Annotated in this window: 17 protein-coding genes; 11 read left to right on the top strand and 6 right to left on the bottom strand. The window is 35.7% G+C overall.

Annotated elements, in window-relative coordinates; genetic code table 11:
- Nucleotides 1-79: 79 nt before the first annotated feature.
- From ACTB0X_RS02745 to msrA, 4 genes are read left to right on the top strand one after another with little or no spacing between them, the layout of a single operon-like run.
- The gene (locus tag ACTB0X_RS02745) at nt 80-1,171 is read left to right on the top strand and encodes a vWA domain-containing protein (protein WP_463023454.1); all 1,092 of its coding nucleotides are present in this window, start codon (nt 80-82) and stop codon (nt 1,169-1,171) included.
- Entirely contained in the window at nt 1,168-2,661 is a 1,494-nt protein-coding gene (locus tag ACTB0X_RS02740) for a sigma 54-interacting transcriptional regulator (protein ID WP_463023453.1), read from the top strand. The genes ACTB0X_RS02745 and ACTB0X_RS02740 overlap by 4 nt, the downstream gene beginning before the upstream one ends.
- A 47-nt stretch (nt 2,662-2,708) precedes the next feature.
- Nucleotides 2,709-3,515: a M48 family metalloprotease gene (locus ACTB0X_RS02735; protein WP_463023452.1), complete on the top strand. Its 807-nt coding sequence runs from the start codon at nt 2,709-2,711 to the stop codon at nt 3,513-3,515.
- A 7-nt stretch (nt 3,516-3,522) separates the two neighbouring features.
- Complete coding sequence (msrA, locus tag ACTB0X_RS02730; RefSeq protein ID WP_463023451.1) at nt 3,523-4,179, top strand: peptide-methionine (S)-S-oxide reductase MsrA; 657 nt, start codon at nt 3,523-3,525, stop codon at nt 4,177-4,179.
- A gap of 7 nt (nt 4,180-4,186) precedes the next feature.
- On the opposite strand, the gene ACTB0X_RS02725 is transcribed toward msrA, so the two are convergent.
- From ACTB0X_RS02725 to ACTB0X_RS02715, 3 genes are all read right to left on the bottom strand, one after another.
- Nucleotides 4,187-4,522, bottom strand: coding sequence for a type II toxin-antitoxin system PemK/MazF family toxin (locus tag ACTB0X_RS02725; protein WP_463023450.1), 336 nt, complete (start codon nt 4,520-4,522; stop codon nt 4,187-4,189).
- On the bottom strand, nt 4,509-4,754 hold the full coding sequence (locus tag ACTB0X_RS02720) for a ribbon-helix-helix domain-containing protein (RefSeq protein ID WP_463023449.1): 246 nt from the start codon (nt 4,752-4,754) through the stop codon (nt 4,509-4,511). Before ACTB0X_RS02720 ends, ACTB0X_RS02725 begins: the two co-directional genes overlap by 14 nt.
- Nucleotides 4,755-4,816: 62 nt before the next feature.
- Nucleotides 4,817-6,610, bottom strand: a complete 1,794-nt coding sequence (locus tag ACTB0X_RS02715; RefSeq protein WP_463023448.1) for a tetratricopeptide repeat protein — start codon at nt 6,608-6,610, stop codon at nt 4,817-4,819.
- 85 nt (nt 6,611-6,695) lie between these two features.
- Here ACTB0X_RS02715 and ACTB0X_RS02710 point away from each other — a divergent pair, with 85 nt between their 5' ends.
- Both ACTB0X_RS02710 and ACTB0X_RS02705 read left to right on the top strand, forming a co-directional pair.
- Nucleotides 6,696-7,073: a DoxX family protein gene (locus ACTB0X_RS02710; protein WP_463023447.1), complete on the top strand. Its 378-nt coding sequence runs from the start codon at nt 6,696-6,698 to the stop codon at nt 7,071-7,073.
- A gap of 104 nt (nt 7,074-7,177) precedes the next feature.
- Complete coding sequence (locus ACTB0X_RS02705) at nt 7,178-7,558, top strand: hypothetical protein (protein ID WP_463023446.1); 381 nt, start codon at nt 7,178-7,180, stop codon at nt 7,556-7,558.
- On the opposite strand, the gene ribH is transcribed toward ACTB0X_RS02705, so the two are convergent.
- Nucleotides 7,555-8,049 (bottom strand): 6,7-dimethyl-8-ribityllumazine synthase, encoded by a 495-nt coding sequence (gene ribH, locus ACTB0X_RS02700; protein WP_463023445.1) that lies wholly within the window; start codon nt 8,047-8,049, stop codon nt 7,555-7,557. The two genes, ACTB0X_RS02705 and ribH, sit on opposite strands and share 4 nt — an antisense overlap.
- 6 nt (nt 8,050-8,055) lie before the next feature.
- Entirely contained in the window at nt 8,056-8,742 is a 687-nt protein-coding gene (locus ACTB0X_RS02695) for a tetratricopeptide repeat protein (protein ID WP_463023444.1), read from the bottom strand.
- A 116-nt stretch (nt 8,743-8,858) separates the two neighbouring features.
- Between ACTB0X_RS02695 and recF the strand changes: the two genes are divergently transcribed.
- From recF to dapA, 4 genes are read left to right on the top strand one after another with little or no spacing between them, the layout of a single operon-like run.
- Nucleotides 8,859-9,968 (top strand): DNA replication/repair protein RecF, encoded by a 1,110-nt coding sequence (gene recF / locus ACTB0X_RS02690; protein WP_463023443.1) that lies wholly within the window; start codon nt 8,859-8,861, stop codon nt 9,966-9,968.
- Nucleotides 9,952-10,242: a DciA family protein gene (locus ACTB0X_RS02685; RefSeq protein ID WP_463023442.1), complete on the top strand. Its 291-nt coding sequence runs from the start codon at nt 9,952-9,954 to the stop codon at nt 10,240-10,242. The genes recF and ACTB0X_RS02685 overlap by 17 nt, the downstream gene beginning before the upstream one ends.
- Nucleotides 10,243-10,253: 11 nt before the next feature.
- Nucleotides 10,254-10,787 carry a DUF6913 domain-containing protein gene (locus ACTB0X_RS02680; protein WP_463023441.1) on the top strand — a complete coding sequence of 178 codons (534 nt, stop codon included), beginning with the start codon at nt 10,254-10,256 and terminating at the stop codon, nt 10,785-10,787.
- Between the two features lies 1 nt (nt 10,788).
- The gene (gene dapA, locus ACTB0X_RS02675) at nt 10,789-11,670 is read left to right on the top strand and encodes a 4-hydroxy-tetrahydrodipicolinate synthase (RefSeq protein ID WP_463023440.1); all 882 of its coding nucleotides are present in this window, start codon (nt 10,789-10,791) and stop codon (nt 11,668-11,670) included.
- A gap of 208 nt (nt 11,671-11,878) precedes the next feature.
- Here dapA and ACTB0X_RS02670 read toward each other — a convergent pair whose 3' ends face one another.
- Nucleotides 11,879-13,123, bottom strand: a complete 1,245-nt coding sequence (locus tag ACTB0X_RS02670; protein ID WP_463023439.1) for an aminotransferase class I/II-fold pyridoxal phosphate-dependent enzyme — start codon at nt 13,121-13,123, stop codon at nt 11,879-11,881.
- A 480-nt stretch (nt 13,124-13,603) separates the two neighbouring features.
- On the opposite strand from ACTB0X_RS02670, the gene ACTB0X_RS02665 reads away from it, so the two are divergent.
- The coding region (locus ACTB0X_RS02665) for an FG-GAP repeat protein (RefSeq protein WP_463023438.1) at nt 13,604-14,764 on the top strand (1,161 nt) is incomplete at its 3' end.

The following is a 14,764-nucleotide window of genomic DNA, read 5'->3' as shown; positions in this document are numbered from 1 at the left end:
ATTTTATTAGTCTTCTCATTAACCTTTTTTATTAAAACAAAGCCATTAGAAAGGTGTTTAAAGTTGTAATTTTAAAATTATGATTGGATTCCGATTTAGTGAATTTACAGAAGATAACACTCAGACGCCTTTTGAGCGTTTGTTGAAGCTTTTTTTAGAGTTAATGACTTATACTTCAGGTGATGTAGAAGAGACATTTGATTGGATGAAACAATTGGATGCTGAACACCACATTACTGACGATGATTATACGTTAGATGACTTTCGTAAGGATTTAGAAAAAAAGAGTTTACTTCGAACTGACCCGAAAGATTCCACTTCAAAGATTACATCTAAGACGGAACAAATGATCCGAAAGCGAGCATTGGATCAGATCTTTGGAAAGATGAAAAAAGGCACTAGCGGTGATCACCAAACCAAGCATGTTGGTAAAGGTGAGGAGTCTACTTCTAATAAACGACCTTTTCAATTTGGTGATAGTTTTGAACAGATTGACTTTACAGAATCATTTAAAAAAGCACAAATCAATCACGGAATTGAAGATTTTCAAATGACAGAAGATGATCTGGAGGTAATGGAAACACGTCATAAAACGCAGTTGTCTACTGTATTAATGATTGATATCTCTCACTCCATGATATTGTATGGTGAAGATCGAATTACTCCTGCCAAAAAGGTGGCGATGGCTCTGGCAGAATTTATTACGACCCGTTATCCAAAGGATAGTTTAGATATTGTAGTGTTTGGAAATGATGCCTGGCAAGTTCAAATTAAAGATTTGCCTTATTTAACGGTGGGTCCATACCATACCAATACAGTTGCAGGCCTTGAGTTAGCAATGGATTTATTAAGAAGAAAGAAGTCTTCCAACAAGCAAATTTTAATGATAACAGATGGAAAACCAACCTGTATCATAGAAAATGGAGAATATTATCAAAACAGTTGGGGGCAAGATCCCAAGATATTAAACAAGACAGTGAACTTAGCTGCGCAATGTCGAAAGTTGAAAATACCAATCACCACATTTATGATTGCTGAAGATCCTTATTTGCAGAAATTTGTAGAGCAATTTACAGAAGCCAATAATGGGAAAGCATTTTATTCAGGTTTAGATGGATTAGGTGGATTTATATTCGCTGATTACGAACGAAATAAAAAGAGAAATATATGAGCGACTTAACGCAAATTACCACTTTTGGAGAATTAAAGAAAAGTGGATATCAACCCAAAAAAGTAAAGGACGAATTACGAGACAATTTGTTGGGTAAATTAAAATCAAAAGAGCAAATTTTTAAAGAAATACATGGATACGAGGATACTGTAATTCCCAGTATTGAGCGAGCCATTTTAGCCAAACACAACATTAATCTATTGGGATTAAGAGGTCAGGCAAAAACGAAGATTGCTAGATTGATGGTTCAATTGTTAGATGAATATGTGCCAATTGTTAAAGGGTCAGAAATTAATGATGATCCGTTTAATCCCATTTCATTTTATGCGAAAGAAAAGTTACTGCATGAAGGGGATAAAACACCGATCGAATGGCTGCATAGAAGTGATCGATATACGGAGAAATTGGCGACACCTGATGTAAGTATTGCTGACTTGATTGGTGATGTTGACCCGATTAAGGCAGCTAACTTAAAGTTGGACTACTCCGATGAGCGTGTCATTCATTTTGGATTAATTGCTCGTGCAAATCGTGGAATTTTTGTCATCAATGAATTGCCTGATTTACAAGCTAGAATCCAAGTGTCATTGTTTAATATTTTGCAAGAAGGCGATATACAAATTAGAGGATTTAAATTAAGATTACCACTTGATTTACAATTTGTATTTACTGCCAATCCAGAAGATTATACCAATAGAGGGGCGATTATCACTCCACTAAAGGATAGAATTCAAAGTCAAATCATGACGCATTACCCAAAGAACATCACTTTGGCCAAAGAAATTACTTCGCAAGAAGTGAAATTGAGTAACTCTCAAAAAGAAATTGTTACCGTTCCTGAACTCTTAAAAGACTTATTGGAGCAAATTGCTTTTGAGGCAAGAAAAAGTGAGTTTGTAGATGCTAAAAGTGGTGTTTCAGCTCGTTTGACCATTGCCGCTTACGAAAGTATGATTAGTTCGGCAGAGCGAAGAAGCATTATAAATGGTGAAAAGAAAACGACTGCTCGTATTGCTGATTTAATGAATGTAGTGCCTGCGATTGTAGGAAAAATTGAAATGGTGTATGAAGGGGAGCAAGAAGGCGCAGTAAACGTGGCTCATGCGATTGTTCAGGCTGCTATTCGAACCATGGTGACCAATTACTTTCCTGAATTGAAGGATTTGAAAAAGAATAAATCAATTGAAGCAGAAAAGTATAACGCTATACTTAACTCATTCTCCAATAATGTAATTGATATAGAAACAGATTATTCTGATATAATTTATCAAGAGGAATTGAGTAATATACCCGGAATGAAAGTATTGATTGATTCAAAATTCAAAGACATGCCTAAAGAAGAGCAGTTTTTAATGATGGAATTCCTATTGCATGGATTGGCTGAATATTCCTTATTGGGAAGAAAGCAAATGGAGACTAAATTGCGATTTAACGATTTATTTCAGTCAATGCTCTACTCAAATGAGGGTGAAAACGAAGAAGACTTTTAAATTTAAAGACTTTGATGCACCTTTGTGAAAACTTTTAATTTATAAAAATGATCAAAAGAATTACATTAGTATTGGCTGTGGCGCTAAGTTTTACAGCATGTAAAAAGGACGACAATAAAGAAACGGTATTGTTATTTTCTCCGGCTCAAGATAAAGAGTTGGGAGCTCAATTGAAAGCGGAGATTTTTGCAAATCCAGCTGAATATCCAGTTCTAGATGAAACTCAATACCCTTTTGCTTATCAGTATATAAGAGGTTTAAAAGACAGTATCTTAAATACAGGAGAGATTGGGTATAAAGATGAGTTTGCTTGGGAAGTATACATCATCAATGATGATAGTGTGTTGAACGCTTTTGCCTCTCCAGGTGGTTATATCTTCTTTTATACTGGTCTAATTAAATATTTGGATAATGAAGATGACTTGATGGGAGTGATGGGGCATGAAATGGCACATGCTGACCGACGTCATTCTGTAAAGCAAATGCAACGCCAATATGGTATTAGCTTGCTGTTAAACATAGTTCTAGGAAAAGAACCAGGCCAATTGTCTCAGATTTTAGCAGGTGTAGCAGGAAATACTGCAGGTTTGGCTTTTAGCCGTGATGCGGAGTCAGAAGCAGATGCTTATTCTGTAGAGTATTTATCAAAAACGCCTTATAGATGCGATGGTGCAAAGACTTTCTTTGAGAAATTAAGCGCAGCCGGCGGAAGCACTATTCCAAAATTCTTGAGTACACACCCTCCTGCAGCTGATAGAGTCATAGAAATTGAAAACAAAGCCATTGAGCTCGGATGTGACACGACTTATTATTCACCAAGTTCTTATCAAACTTTTAAGAACTCTTTACCGTAAATAGCATATGAAAAATACCATTTACACTTCAATTGTATTATTATTTTTAGTTGCTGCATGTGGCAATTCTAAACCTGATTCTAATGACCAGCAAACTTCTAAAAAGGAAGCTCCACAAGATTTGAAAGGATTGAGTAAAGCTTATTTTGCAAGTGGATGTTTTTGGTGTGTAGAAGCAGTTTTTGAAGAAGTAAATGGGGTAGTGGAAGTCGTTTCAGGTTACGCTGGAGGAAATGAAAAGAATCCGACCTACGAGCAAGTGAGCGCAGGAGCGACTTCTCATGCTGAAGCTGTTGAAGTGTATTATGATACGACTAAAGTAGATTTTAAAACATTGGTTGTTGTATTTTTTGGATCTCATGACCCTACTACGTTAAATCAGCAAGGACCTGACCGAGGGACTCAATATCGTTCTATTGCGTTTTATAACAATGTGAATGAACAAAAAATCATTGAATCTTATATCGAAGAGTTGGAAACCAAAAATGTTTTCGAAAATAAAATTGTGACAGAAGTGAAGCCGATTCAAACTTTTTATAAAGCTGAAGAGTATCACCAAGATTACGAACGGAACAATCCAAGCAACCCTTACATTCAAAAGGTTTCTATTCCAAGATTAGAACGATTTGAGGCAAAATACCCTGAATTGTTGAAACATAAATAGATTAGAATCAATCTAATGTCAATAAATCCTGAAGCGATTTTCTAATAGTAGAGAGTTCTTCAGGATTTATTTTTCCTATGCATTTGTCTAGTCGATCTCGGCTAACAGACCTTAAGTGCATGGCCAATACTTCTGAAGTTTCAACTAAGCCATTGTCTTTAGTAGGTTCCAAAATCACATCACCTTTATAGGATTTTATTTTTGTGGTCAATGGACAAATGAGAATAACCGGCGCATATTTATTAACGAGGTTACCACTTACTATTAAAACTGGACGATGACCTCTTTGCTCACTTCCTTTGCTAGGACTTAAGTTAGCATACCAAAGCTCACCCTTTTTCATTGATCTCTATTTGTTTCAGATAGTCAGCCATTCCTTCTTCAGCAAGGGAGATCATGTCTTGATCTTTTGCGGCTTTTGAAAAAGAATGGATGTATTCTAAGCGTGTAAGCTGCTCTAGGTAGACACGAAGAGCCTTTTCTATGAGTTTATTTTTAGGTACTGAGAGCCGTTCTGCTTGAGCAGAAAGCTGAGCCAAAACATCATCCGGAAGTGAACTTGTAAATACTGCCATGGTTCTATATTTATAAAACGTAAATATACAGATTCTTTGTATGAAATATAAATACGATCGATCTACTTCATTTGATTGTACTGATCCAAATATTCTTTTGCTTTAGCAGCATTACCTATATTCTGGTAGGTAATTCCTAAGAAATAATAATTTTGAACATTGGAAGGGTTCAATTCTATGGCCTTCGTGAAATAGGGAATAGAAGCTTGTAGCTGTCCCAGCGTAGCCAATGTTGCTCCCATATTGGCATTGGCGTCTGCCATATTCGGATTGGCCTTTAACGCTTTTAAATAAGTGTTTTTAGCCGCTTCATATTGTTTCATTTCAAAATAGATAGCGCCAAGGTTAGAAAGTACAGTAGCATTTCCTGAATTTAGTTCAATGGCTTTTAAATAGTATTTCTCCGCTTCTGGGTATTTTTTCGTTCGATACTTCAATAAACCGAGGTTTCCATAAGCGTCAGAATAGCTAGGATTCAGTTCAATCGCGTTTAGAAAGTGTTTTTCAGCCTCCTCAAAATACTGCTGTTTTTCTTGAGGATTACTGGTTTTAACTGCTTTTTCTTTCATTACCTCCAATGCATAACTATAGTTACATCTGGCGCTATTTGGGCAATTTTTAATGTCGGTTGAATAAAGAATGATATCACTTTTCCATGCTTTATTTCTACTGATGGTTCTTCCAGAGAATAGAAGTAAGATCGCAGTGGTTCCGATAATTCCAATTGACTTATAATTTTTATGTTGGATTAATTGCTGGATTAAATACCCAATTGCAATGCAAAATCCTAAAATTGGAAGAAAAACCAATCGTTCGCCAAAGTGTGTTCCGATGGTCAGAATTAAATTGGATGATATGCTTAAGGTTATGACATAAAATAAAATACCGAATCCAATTAAACCTTTCATTTTAGTAGATTGAAAAGCAATTACTGCCAAAATAAGGATCACAATTACCGATAATAAGAACTGCCAATCGGTAATAGAAATTACTGGAATTTGACGAATGGAATAGTCATTCATTAAAATATAGGGGAAGATGATTTTATACAAGTACAATCCCATTAAGTAGATTTTAGTAGCGAATGAATCACCAACTGAATCGATGCCAACTAGCATATTGTCTATTTGGGTAACTGGAGCTGCTGAAGTCAATGATTTCAGTGCATTGAATCGCATGATGAAATAAGGAACTAAGAGTATAATAAAAGGAAGTAATTTCTTTAAGCTTTCGCCAAACGTTTGCTTTTCAAAAAAGTATAGCACTAAAACGATGATGCCAAGGAAAGTAATGGCACTTTCTTTCACCAGTAAAGCAATGAAAAATGCAAGGACAGAAAAGAGTAGGTGCTTTTTATCCTTGCCTTCTAACCATTTATGGAGATAGACTAATAAAATCAATAAGAGTAACAAGGAAAGAATTTCATCCAAGCTTTTAATGTTCGCAACGACTTCGGTGTGGAGTGGGTGTGCAATAAAAAGTGCGGTTGCGATGAGTGAAACCATCGGATCCATCCATTTGATGAGTAATTTGTAAAGTAAAGCTCCTGATAAAGCGTATAGCAATACATTTATGAGGTGAGGAAACCAAGGTTGATCAGGAAATAACTCCCATTGTATCGCAAAAATTGAGAGCGAAATTGGGCGATAGAGAGAGCCTGATTGAAAGCCATAACCATATCTGTAATGGGTAGTAAAAATGGTTTGAATGCCTTCAAATCCTTTTTTAACTACAAAGTTCTCTTTGATCAACGAGAAATCATCCAAAACATAACCGTGATTAATGGTATTGAAATACAAGGCAATCGCAAATAAAAATAGGAGGTAAGGCGCGTATTTACTCAAACTTTGGTTCATTCTTTAATATTATGTAGTTGATTTTATTGGGGCAGTTTAATTTCTAGATTTTTTAAATTAAATTGCAGAAACAAATATGAGTATTATGACAGCTAAAGCAAAAAAAATTACATTAAACATTATTACAATTTTACTGATTGTTGTTTTCGTTGCAGCAGGGTTTAGTAAACTGATGCGAACTGAAATGATGGTAGACAATTTTGAGCGTTACGATATTCCTATCGGGTTGATGCTTTTACTTGGATTTCTGGAGCTTTCAGCTGCAATTGGTCTATTGATTCCTAAAGTACGCTTATTTGCCGCTGCAGGTCTTTCAATTATTATGGCAGGAGCAGTGGTGGTTCATGTTTACCACAATGAAATGGATCAGATTGCTGGACCGATCGTCTTTTTTGTGCTGTTGATTACATTTATCACAATGAGGAATCAATTACTCAAGGCTGCAAAAACAAAAAAGAAATAGAGCTGTAAGTCTTCTTATTATCACGGATTAAAAAGGAATTGAATGGTCGGAATGATTTTTGAGGGTTAATGGATAATATTAACTTTCTAAATATCAAATATATTATGTTACAGACTTCCAGATCAAATAAGAATTTTAATCAATTAATGGATTCAGCATTACTTAAAGTAAAGCGAACAGGGTTTGAAGAGATTAAATCCGTTTCTAGCGATTATGAGTCTCCTTTTCAATTCAAGATGAAAGATTCAGATATTGAATTTACTCCTGATATCACTGCTAGAAACAGAAAAGGGAAGCATTATTTTGAGATTGCGCAGAAAACAGACGATGTGAATCAGATTGTCAGTAAATGGAAGCTATTGTCTACTATGGCTGATCTTAAAAATGGCCAACTAAATATCCTAATTCCTTTTGGACAGAATAAATTTACTGAACAATTAATCCATGAACACGACATTAAGGCCAATCTAATTAAACTAGATTAGGCCTTTTTTTCGAATCTTCTTTGTAGTTCGACCATTTTAATGGCTGTAACAGCGGCTTCGTCCCCTTTGTTGCCTAGTTTTCCACCACTTCTGTCAATGCTTTGTTGTTCTGTATTGTCAGTCAATACACCAAAAATAACAGGTCGATTGTAATTGATACTGACATCTACAATGCCCTTGGTTACTCCTTGGCAAACGAAATCGAAGTGTTTTGTTTCTCCTTGAATCACACAACCCAAACAGATGACACTTTCTACATCAGTATTTTCTAGTAGGGTTTGAGCACCTAGTGGCAACTCAAATGCTCCTGGAACAGTAATAATGGTAATATTATCTTCAAGGGCTCCATGCTTCATCAAAGTTGATTTGGCACCGTTTAAAAGTCCTGAAGTAATCTTTTCGTTCCACTCTGAAACAACAATTCCGAATCGCATAGTCTGCGCATTCGGAACTGTTTCTATATTGTATGCTGATAAATTGGCTGTAGCCATATTTTTCTAGTTGATAAAAGTTTCTACTCTAGCAATGTATTTTTCAACTTCGCTACCTTCAGCAGTTGCGCTGTAATCTTTTTTAATGGCTTTAAATGCATTCAAAGCGTCTGTGTATTCACCTGCTTCTTCGTATGCCATTCCAGCTTTCATGAAGTAAATAGGAGAAGTAAACTCATTGGCATTTTCTTTTGCCGCTTTCGAATAAAAACTAGCTGCTTTTGATTTATCACCCAATTCCATGTAGGCATCACCTTGTGCTCCTAATGCAATTGAACTAATTAAAATATCATCACTACTAAAATCTTCCAAAGCATCAATTGCTTTTTCGAATTGTCCACTACGTAAAAAAGATATTCCTAAGTAATAAGAGGCTAAATTTCCTGCTTTAGTGCTTCCAAATCGATCTTGAATCTCTAAAAAGCCCAGATTTACGCCATCTCCATAGATTGCTTTATTCAAAGAATCTTGAGCAAAATACTGCTCAGCAGTAAACATTAGCTCTTTTGCTTCTTGCTCGTTTGGAGCAGCTACGAAATTTGCATAAGCAAAGTATCCTGCTACAACCACCACTATTCCAACAATTACTGAAATAATTGGCGTTTTATTTTCTTCTATAAATGTTTCTGTCTTACCATATACTTCTTCAACATCTACAAATAATTCTTCTTCTTCGTTTTTGTGCTTAGCCATAATTCAATTGTTTATAAGGGTGCAAAAATACTTTTTTTTTACAATCGACAAATTTTTTAAGTCGCATGTTTCAAAGTATTCGTTTGCTTAATTTTGTAAAGCACAAAAACAGGCGCATGCATTTAAAGAATATTTCAGTTCTCAATTTCAAAAATTACAAGGAAGCATCGTTGGATTTACATTCCAATGTAAACTGTTTTGTTGGGAATAATGGAGGTGGAAAAACCAATTTGCTGGATGCTATTTTTTACCTTTCCTTTAGTAAAAGTTATTTCAACCCTGCAGATTCCCAAATTATCGGTCATGATGAACCTTTTATGGTTGTTCAAGGGGATTTTCTTCGATTGGATCAAAATGAAAGCATCTACTGCGGAATTAAAAGGGGGCAGAAAAAACAATTTAAGCGCAATAAGAAAGACTACACTCGGATTTCGGATCATATTGGTTTGTTGCCGTTGGTGATGATTTCGCCTTCTGATTCTTCACTGATACTAGATGGAAGTGATGTTCGTCGACGATTTTTAGATTTAATCATTAGTCAATATGATCGGCCTTATTTAGAACACCTCATGCAATACAATAAAGCGGTTGCCCAAAGAAACCGACTATTAAAGAAGTTTGCAGAGATTAGAAGCTTTGATGAAGACAGTTTGTCCATTTGGGATGAACAATTGATTCATCACGGGGAAAAAGTGCACCAAGGAAGGGCCTACTTCATAGAGAATTTCATTCCTATTTTTCAAAAGTATTATACTTTTATAGCTGAAAATAATGAGGTTGTGAGTTTAGAATATGTATCTCAACTGAATGATTTTAATTTTAAGGAGGCTTTAGTCAATGCTAGAAATAGCGATAGAAGAGCGAGTTATTCGACTGTTGGAGTGCATAAAGATGATTTAGAATTTACTATTGACAACTTTCCAATTAAGAAATTTGGTTCACAAGGACAACAGAAAACCTATTTGTTGGCGTTGAAATTGGCGCAAGCCGAATACATTCAGAAAATCGTTGAAATTCCACCCATCTTATTATTGGATGATATCTATGATAAATTGGATGATAAGCGAGTGGCGAAACTGATGGAAATAGTAAGCAGCAATGATTTTGGACAAATTTTTATAACCGACACACACGAAAAAAGACTCTCAGACATATTTAAGGAATTGGAGATAGATTGTCGTACTTTCGTGGTAAACAAAGGAAGCGTAGATGTCACAGAAGAATGAAGCCCCATTAAAAGAATTAATTGATAAAATGCTGCGAGCTTATGGCTTGTCCAATAAGTTAGACGAAGTAGAGTTGATTCAATCTTGGGAAAAGATTGTAGGCAGAATGATTTCAAAACACACCAAAGAAATATATTTAAAAAATAAGGTGCTTCACTTAGAATTGGATTCATCCGCATTGAAACATGAGCTAAATTTGGCAAAATCTAAATTGATAGAAAAACTGAATGGTGATCTGGGTAAACCAATCGTATCTGACATCGTCATTAAATAAGAGAAAACGCATTGATTGATAATTTAAAAACGAAGGCAGCAAACTTGTTGCTAAGAAGCAAAATAGCTAAGCTAAAGCGAGAGGTGAGGTCTACCGGATTAGAATCAGCAAAAACGGTGGGGATTGTGTATCATTTTGATGTTCAAACAGACAAAACGATTCGAGACTTTGCTCGTTTCTTAAAAGAAGAACGAATGAAAGTGGAGACGTTGGGATATATCAGCAACAAAGAATTGTTTGATAAAGCCAAACAAGAATTGGATTACAATTACTTCAACAAAAAGGATGTCAACTGGCTGTATGTTCCTCAAAAGAAAGAATGCAGGCATTTTATCAATACTGAATTTGATATATTAATAGATTGCACCATAAAATCTTATTTTCCAATCAGATACATTACATCGTTGTCTAAAGCTCGATTTAAAGTTGGTTCTACCATCACCTATAGGGCGGAAGTTTGTGATTTGACGATTGATATTTCAAAAGAAAAAACAATCCCTTATCTGATTCAACAATTAAAACATTACTTGAGTATAATTAAATAGTATGAAAAGAAAATTTTCAGGAACTGGTGTTGCCATTGTAACACCTTTCAATAAGGCCAAAGAAGTCGACTATAAAGGACTAGACAATTTAGTGAATTACATCATTGAGGGAGGCATCGATTATGTAGTTGTTTTGGGAACTACTGGAGAGTCGGTCACCTTAACAAAAGAGGAAAAGAAGAAAGTGGTAGCTCAGGTAATCAAATCGGTTGATAAACGTGTCCCGGTTATGATTGGGATTGGTGGTAACAATACTCAAGAGTTAATAGAAACAATGCAGGAAACTGACTTTACAGGTATTGATGCCATTTTATCAGCGAGTCCGATGTATAATAAACCAACTCAAGAAGGAATTTATCAGCATTATAAAGCTTTGGCTAAAGTGGCTCCTAAGCCTATTTTTCTATACAATGTTCCTGGAAGAACCGCTAGTAATATTTTACCAGAAACGACCTTGAGGTTGGCCAATGACTTTAAAAATATTATTGGAATCAAGGAAGCCTCTGGAAATTTAGAGCAAGCCATGGCGATTAAGCAGGCTATGCCTAAAGACTTTTATTTAGTTTCAGGAGATGATGCATTGGCATTGCCGTTTATCGCAAGTGGAGGCGAAGGGGTTATTTCTGTAGTTGCAAATGCATTGCCGGCCACTTTCTCAAAAATGGTGAACAATGCGTTAAATAATGATGCAGTCGCTGCACAGGAGGATCATTACAAAGTATTCAACATTATAGGAATGTTGTTCGCTGAAGGAAACCCAGGTGGAGTGAAAGCAGCTTTACAAATTCTGACTATTTGTGGAGATGATGTTCGATTGCCTTTATGGCCGATTAGCGCTAATTTATACAATTCACTGAGTAAAGCGTTGACACCGTTTAAGTAATAATTGATAATGGTGAATTGTTAATTATTAATGAGATTTTGCGAAGCAAAATCTATTGTTGGATATTATTTTTAGGTTTTTAATAATTTGAAAACTAACCATTGGTTGTTATAACCGACTAACTAACAGTTGTTATAATTGAAAAGTAAAAAAGCGAGTAGTTAGATAAAACTAACTGCTCGCTTTTTTACTTGTAGGTCTAAAGAGATTAAACTGCTGCGATCGTATCTGATTTATACTCTCCAGCTTCTAATTTTTCTTTTACTTTCTTAAATGTTTCAATGGTGTATTCTACATCTTCCAACGTATGCATTGCTGTTGGAATCAATCTTAGAATAATCATTCCTTTAGGAATAACAGGATAAACCACGATAGAGCAGAAGAGGTTGTGATTTTCTCTTAAGTCAAACGTAAGGTTCGTTGCTTCACCTAAACCACCACTTAAAATAACCGGAGTGACTTGCGTATTGGTCGTTCCAAGGTTTAAACCTGCATTTTTCAATCCGCTTTGCAATGCATTTGCAATCGTCCACAATTTTTCACGCAATTCAGGCATTGTTCTGATCATATCTAATCTTTTCAATGCACCAACGACCAATGGCATTGGCAATGATTTGGCGAAAATTTGAGAACGCATGTTGTACCTCAAATATTCAACAATATCTTCGTTAGATGCGATAAAACCACCAATACTAGCAAATGATTTTGCGAACGTACCGAAGTAAACATCGATTTCATCCTGAACACCTTGAGCTTCTCCTGTTCCTGCTCCTGTAGCTCCCATTACTCCGATACCGTGAGCATCGTCACACAAGATTCTGAAGTTGTACTTTTTCTTAAGCGCTACTATTTCAACTAGATTTCCTTGGTTTCCTGACATTCCAAAAACTCCTTCAGTAATCACCAAGATAGCACCATTTTGCTCTTCAGCTAATTTGGTTGCTCTTTGCAATTGCTTTTCTAAGTTTTCCATGTTGTTGTGCTGAAAAACATAACGTTTTCCTTGATGCAAACGAACACCATCAATAATACAAGCATGAGATTCTCCATCGTAAACAATCACATCGTTACGATCAACCAATGCATCAATACATGAAACCATCGCTTGGTAACCAAAGTTAACCAAGATGGCATCTTCTTTATGAACAAATGCGGCTAATTCGGATTCCAATTGCTCATGGAAATTGGTATTTCCCGACATCATTCGAGCACCCATAGGGTAGCCCATTCCCCAATCCTTCGCAGCTTGCTCGTCGGCTTTTCTAACTTCCGGATGATTCGATAATCCCAAATAGTTATTCAAACTCCACTGTAATCGCTCTTTTCCACGAAAAATCATGCGGTTCTTAATTTCTCCTTCCAACTTTGGAAATGTAAAATAACCGTGACTTTCTTTTGCGTGTTGCCCTAATGGCCCTCTATTGTCGTGTATTTTATCAAATAGGTCTTTCATCCTTTTATCTAAGTTTTCTCAAATTAAACGACAAAAATACTCTTTTATCGAAGCGCAGCAAAATATTCGTGTTTTTAAACTATAAACATTGCGTTGTAGATAAATTTGGTGAGGAGCAGAATGAATCAAAATAGCAGATTTTTTTTAGACTAAAAGATAATGATAAATATTTTTTAGTCTTTGTTATTTCAAAATTTGATTAGTTGGTTAAAGTATAATCTGTATTTTAGATTTTATGAGACTCCTCGCTTTAATATTGTTAATTCTACAAAGCATTAGTAATAAAAGGATAACTGTTCGGTAAGATGTTGATTTAACCCTTATTATTTTAAAGTAGTACAGCGATAAACAATAGGGGTTAATATAAGTAAGTAGAGCCTTGCTTAAATATAACGGTATAAAAATCAACAGTTAAATTAACTACTTTTGTCTTTCTTGAAAGGGCTGTAATTATTAACCTGTTTATTCGTCTCCTAAATCATGAAAAAAGTATTCGTCTATTTATTCTCTTTTGCTCTAGCCGTAGGTTTTAGCACCAGTTTATCCGCCCAAAACTTGAAGGAATCTTTTAAAGCGGTAGCATCTGATCAAACTGCTCAAGATAATTTGGGTACTTCTGTTGGAATAACTGAGGATTATGCGATAGCAGGTGCGCCTAATCAGGATAAAGATACATCAGGTCTAAATTTTCTAACAAATGCCGGAGCTGCTTATATTTATGAAAAAGACGGCTCAGGAAACTGGTTTCAGCAGCAAAAGCTAGTCCCATCAGATAGGGATACCAATGACTTTTTTGGACATGCAGTAGCGATCTCAGGTGAGTATGCAGTGGTAGGCGCTTATGCAGCAGATGAGGACGCATTGGGTTTAAATCCTAAAATAGACGCGGGAGCTGTATACGTATTCAAAAGAGATTCTGCAGGTAGTTGGCAAGAAGTAAGCAAACTAACTGCATTGGATCGTTCCGCAGGTGACTATTTTGGTTTTTCAGTAGCTATTTCAGGTAATACTATCATAGTAGGAGCACACCAAGAAGATGAAGATACCTCCAATACTGCTACTTTTTCCAATGCAGGTTCAGTGTATGTTTTCGCTCTTGATTCTGCTGGAAATTGGAACCAAGTTCAAAAAATAGTATCTAATGACAGAGCTGCAGAAGACTTTTTCGGCTATGCGATTGCATTTGACGGAAACACCATATTGGTCGGGGCTCATCAAGAAGATCATGATGTTAATGGTAATAGCCTTATGTTTTCTGCAGGCTCTGCATACATTTTTAACATTAATGCTGCTGGATTATGGACACAAACCCAAAAAATAACAGCAGGATTACGAAACGGTTACTATTTTTTTGGAAGATCAGTAGCCATTCATAATGATCGAATCGTGATAGGGGCACCAGAGGATTCTTGGGATACGGTCATAAGTATTCAGACGTCTGATGCAGGAGCAATTTTTACTTTTGAAAGAGGTGTAAATGGAGTGTGGGTAGAAACGCAAAAGATTGTTTCTTTTCAGCGAACTTCAGATGATTATTTTGGATATTCTGTTGCTATTTATGGAGATTATGCTGTTTCTTGCGCCATAAATGAGAATAACGGACCAAGCAATAATCCAAATACTTCTCACTCAAAATCAGGT

The organism is Acidiluteibacter sp. (genome assembly GCF_055129545.1).
Note: the sequence above shows the minus strand (reverse complement) of the source record. Positions and strands in the feature narration are given on the sequence as shown.

What these genes read in the sequence shown, in the direction of transcription:
- ACTB0X_RS02745 (WP_463023454.1), top strand. Translation starts at nt 80, where the DNA reads ATGATTGGATTCCGATTTAGTGAATTTACAGAAGATAACACTCAGACG.
- ACTB0X_RS02740 (WP_463023453.1), top strand. Translation starts at nt 1,168, where the DNA reads ATGAGCGACTTAACGCAAATTACCACTTTTGGAGAATTAAAGAAAAGT.
- ACTB0X_RS02735 (WP_463023452.1), top strand. Translation starts at nt 2,709, where the DNA reads ATGATCAAAAGAATTACATTAGTATTGGCTGTGGCGCTAAGTTTTACA.
- msrA (WP_463023451.1), top strand. Translation starts at nt 3,523, where the DNA reads ATGAAAAATACCATTTACACTTCAATTGTATTATTATTTTTAGTTGCT.
- ACTB0X_RS02725 (WP_463023450.1), bottom strand. Translation starts at nt 4,522, where the DNA reads ATGAAAAAGGGTGAGCTTTGGTATGCTAACTTAAGTCCTAGCAAAGGA.
- ACTB0X_RS02720 (WP_463023449.1), bottom strand. Translation starts at nt 4,754, where the DNA reads ATGGCAGTATTTACAAGTTCACTTCCGGATGATGTTTTGGCTCAGCTT.
- ACTB0X_RS02715 (WP_463023448.1), bottom strand. Translation starts at nt 6,610, where the DNA reads ATGAACCAAAGTTTGAGTAAATACGCGCCTTACCTCCTATTTTTATTT.
- ACTB0X_RS02710 (WP_463023447.1), top strand. Translation starts at nt 6,696, where the DNA reads ATGACAGCTAAAGCAAAAAAAATTACATTAAACATTATTACAATTTTA.
- ACTB0X_RS02705 (WP_463023446.1), top strand. Translation starts at nt 7,178, where the DNA reads ATGTTACAGACTTCCAGATCAAATAAGAATTTTAATCAATTAATGGAT.
- ribH (WP_463023445.1), bottom strand. Translation starts at nt 8,049, where the DNA reads ATGGCTACAGCCAATTTATCAGCATACAATATAGAAACAGTTCCGAAT.
- ACTB0X_RS02695 (WP_463023444.1), bottom strand. Translation starts at nt 8,742, where the DNA reads ATGGCTAAGCACAAAAACGAAGAAGAAGAATTATTTGTAGATGTTGAA.
- recF (WP_463023443.1), top strand. Translation starts at nt 8,859, where the DNA reads ATGCATTTAAAGAATATTTCAGTTCTCAATTTCAAAAATTACAAGGAA.
- ACTB0X_RS02685 (WP_463023442.1), top strand. Translation starts at nt 9,952, where the DNA reads ATGTCACAGAAGAATGAAGCCCCATTAAAAGAATTAATTGATAAAATG.
- dapA (WP_463023440.1), top strand. Translation starts at nt 10,789, where the DNA reads ATGAAAAGAAAATTTTCAGGAACTGGTGTTGCCATTGTAACACCTTTC.
- ACTB0X_RS02670 (WP_463023439.1), bottom strand. Translation starts at nt 13,123, where the DNA reads ATGAAAGACCTATTTGATAAAATACACGACAATAGAGGGCCATTAGGG.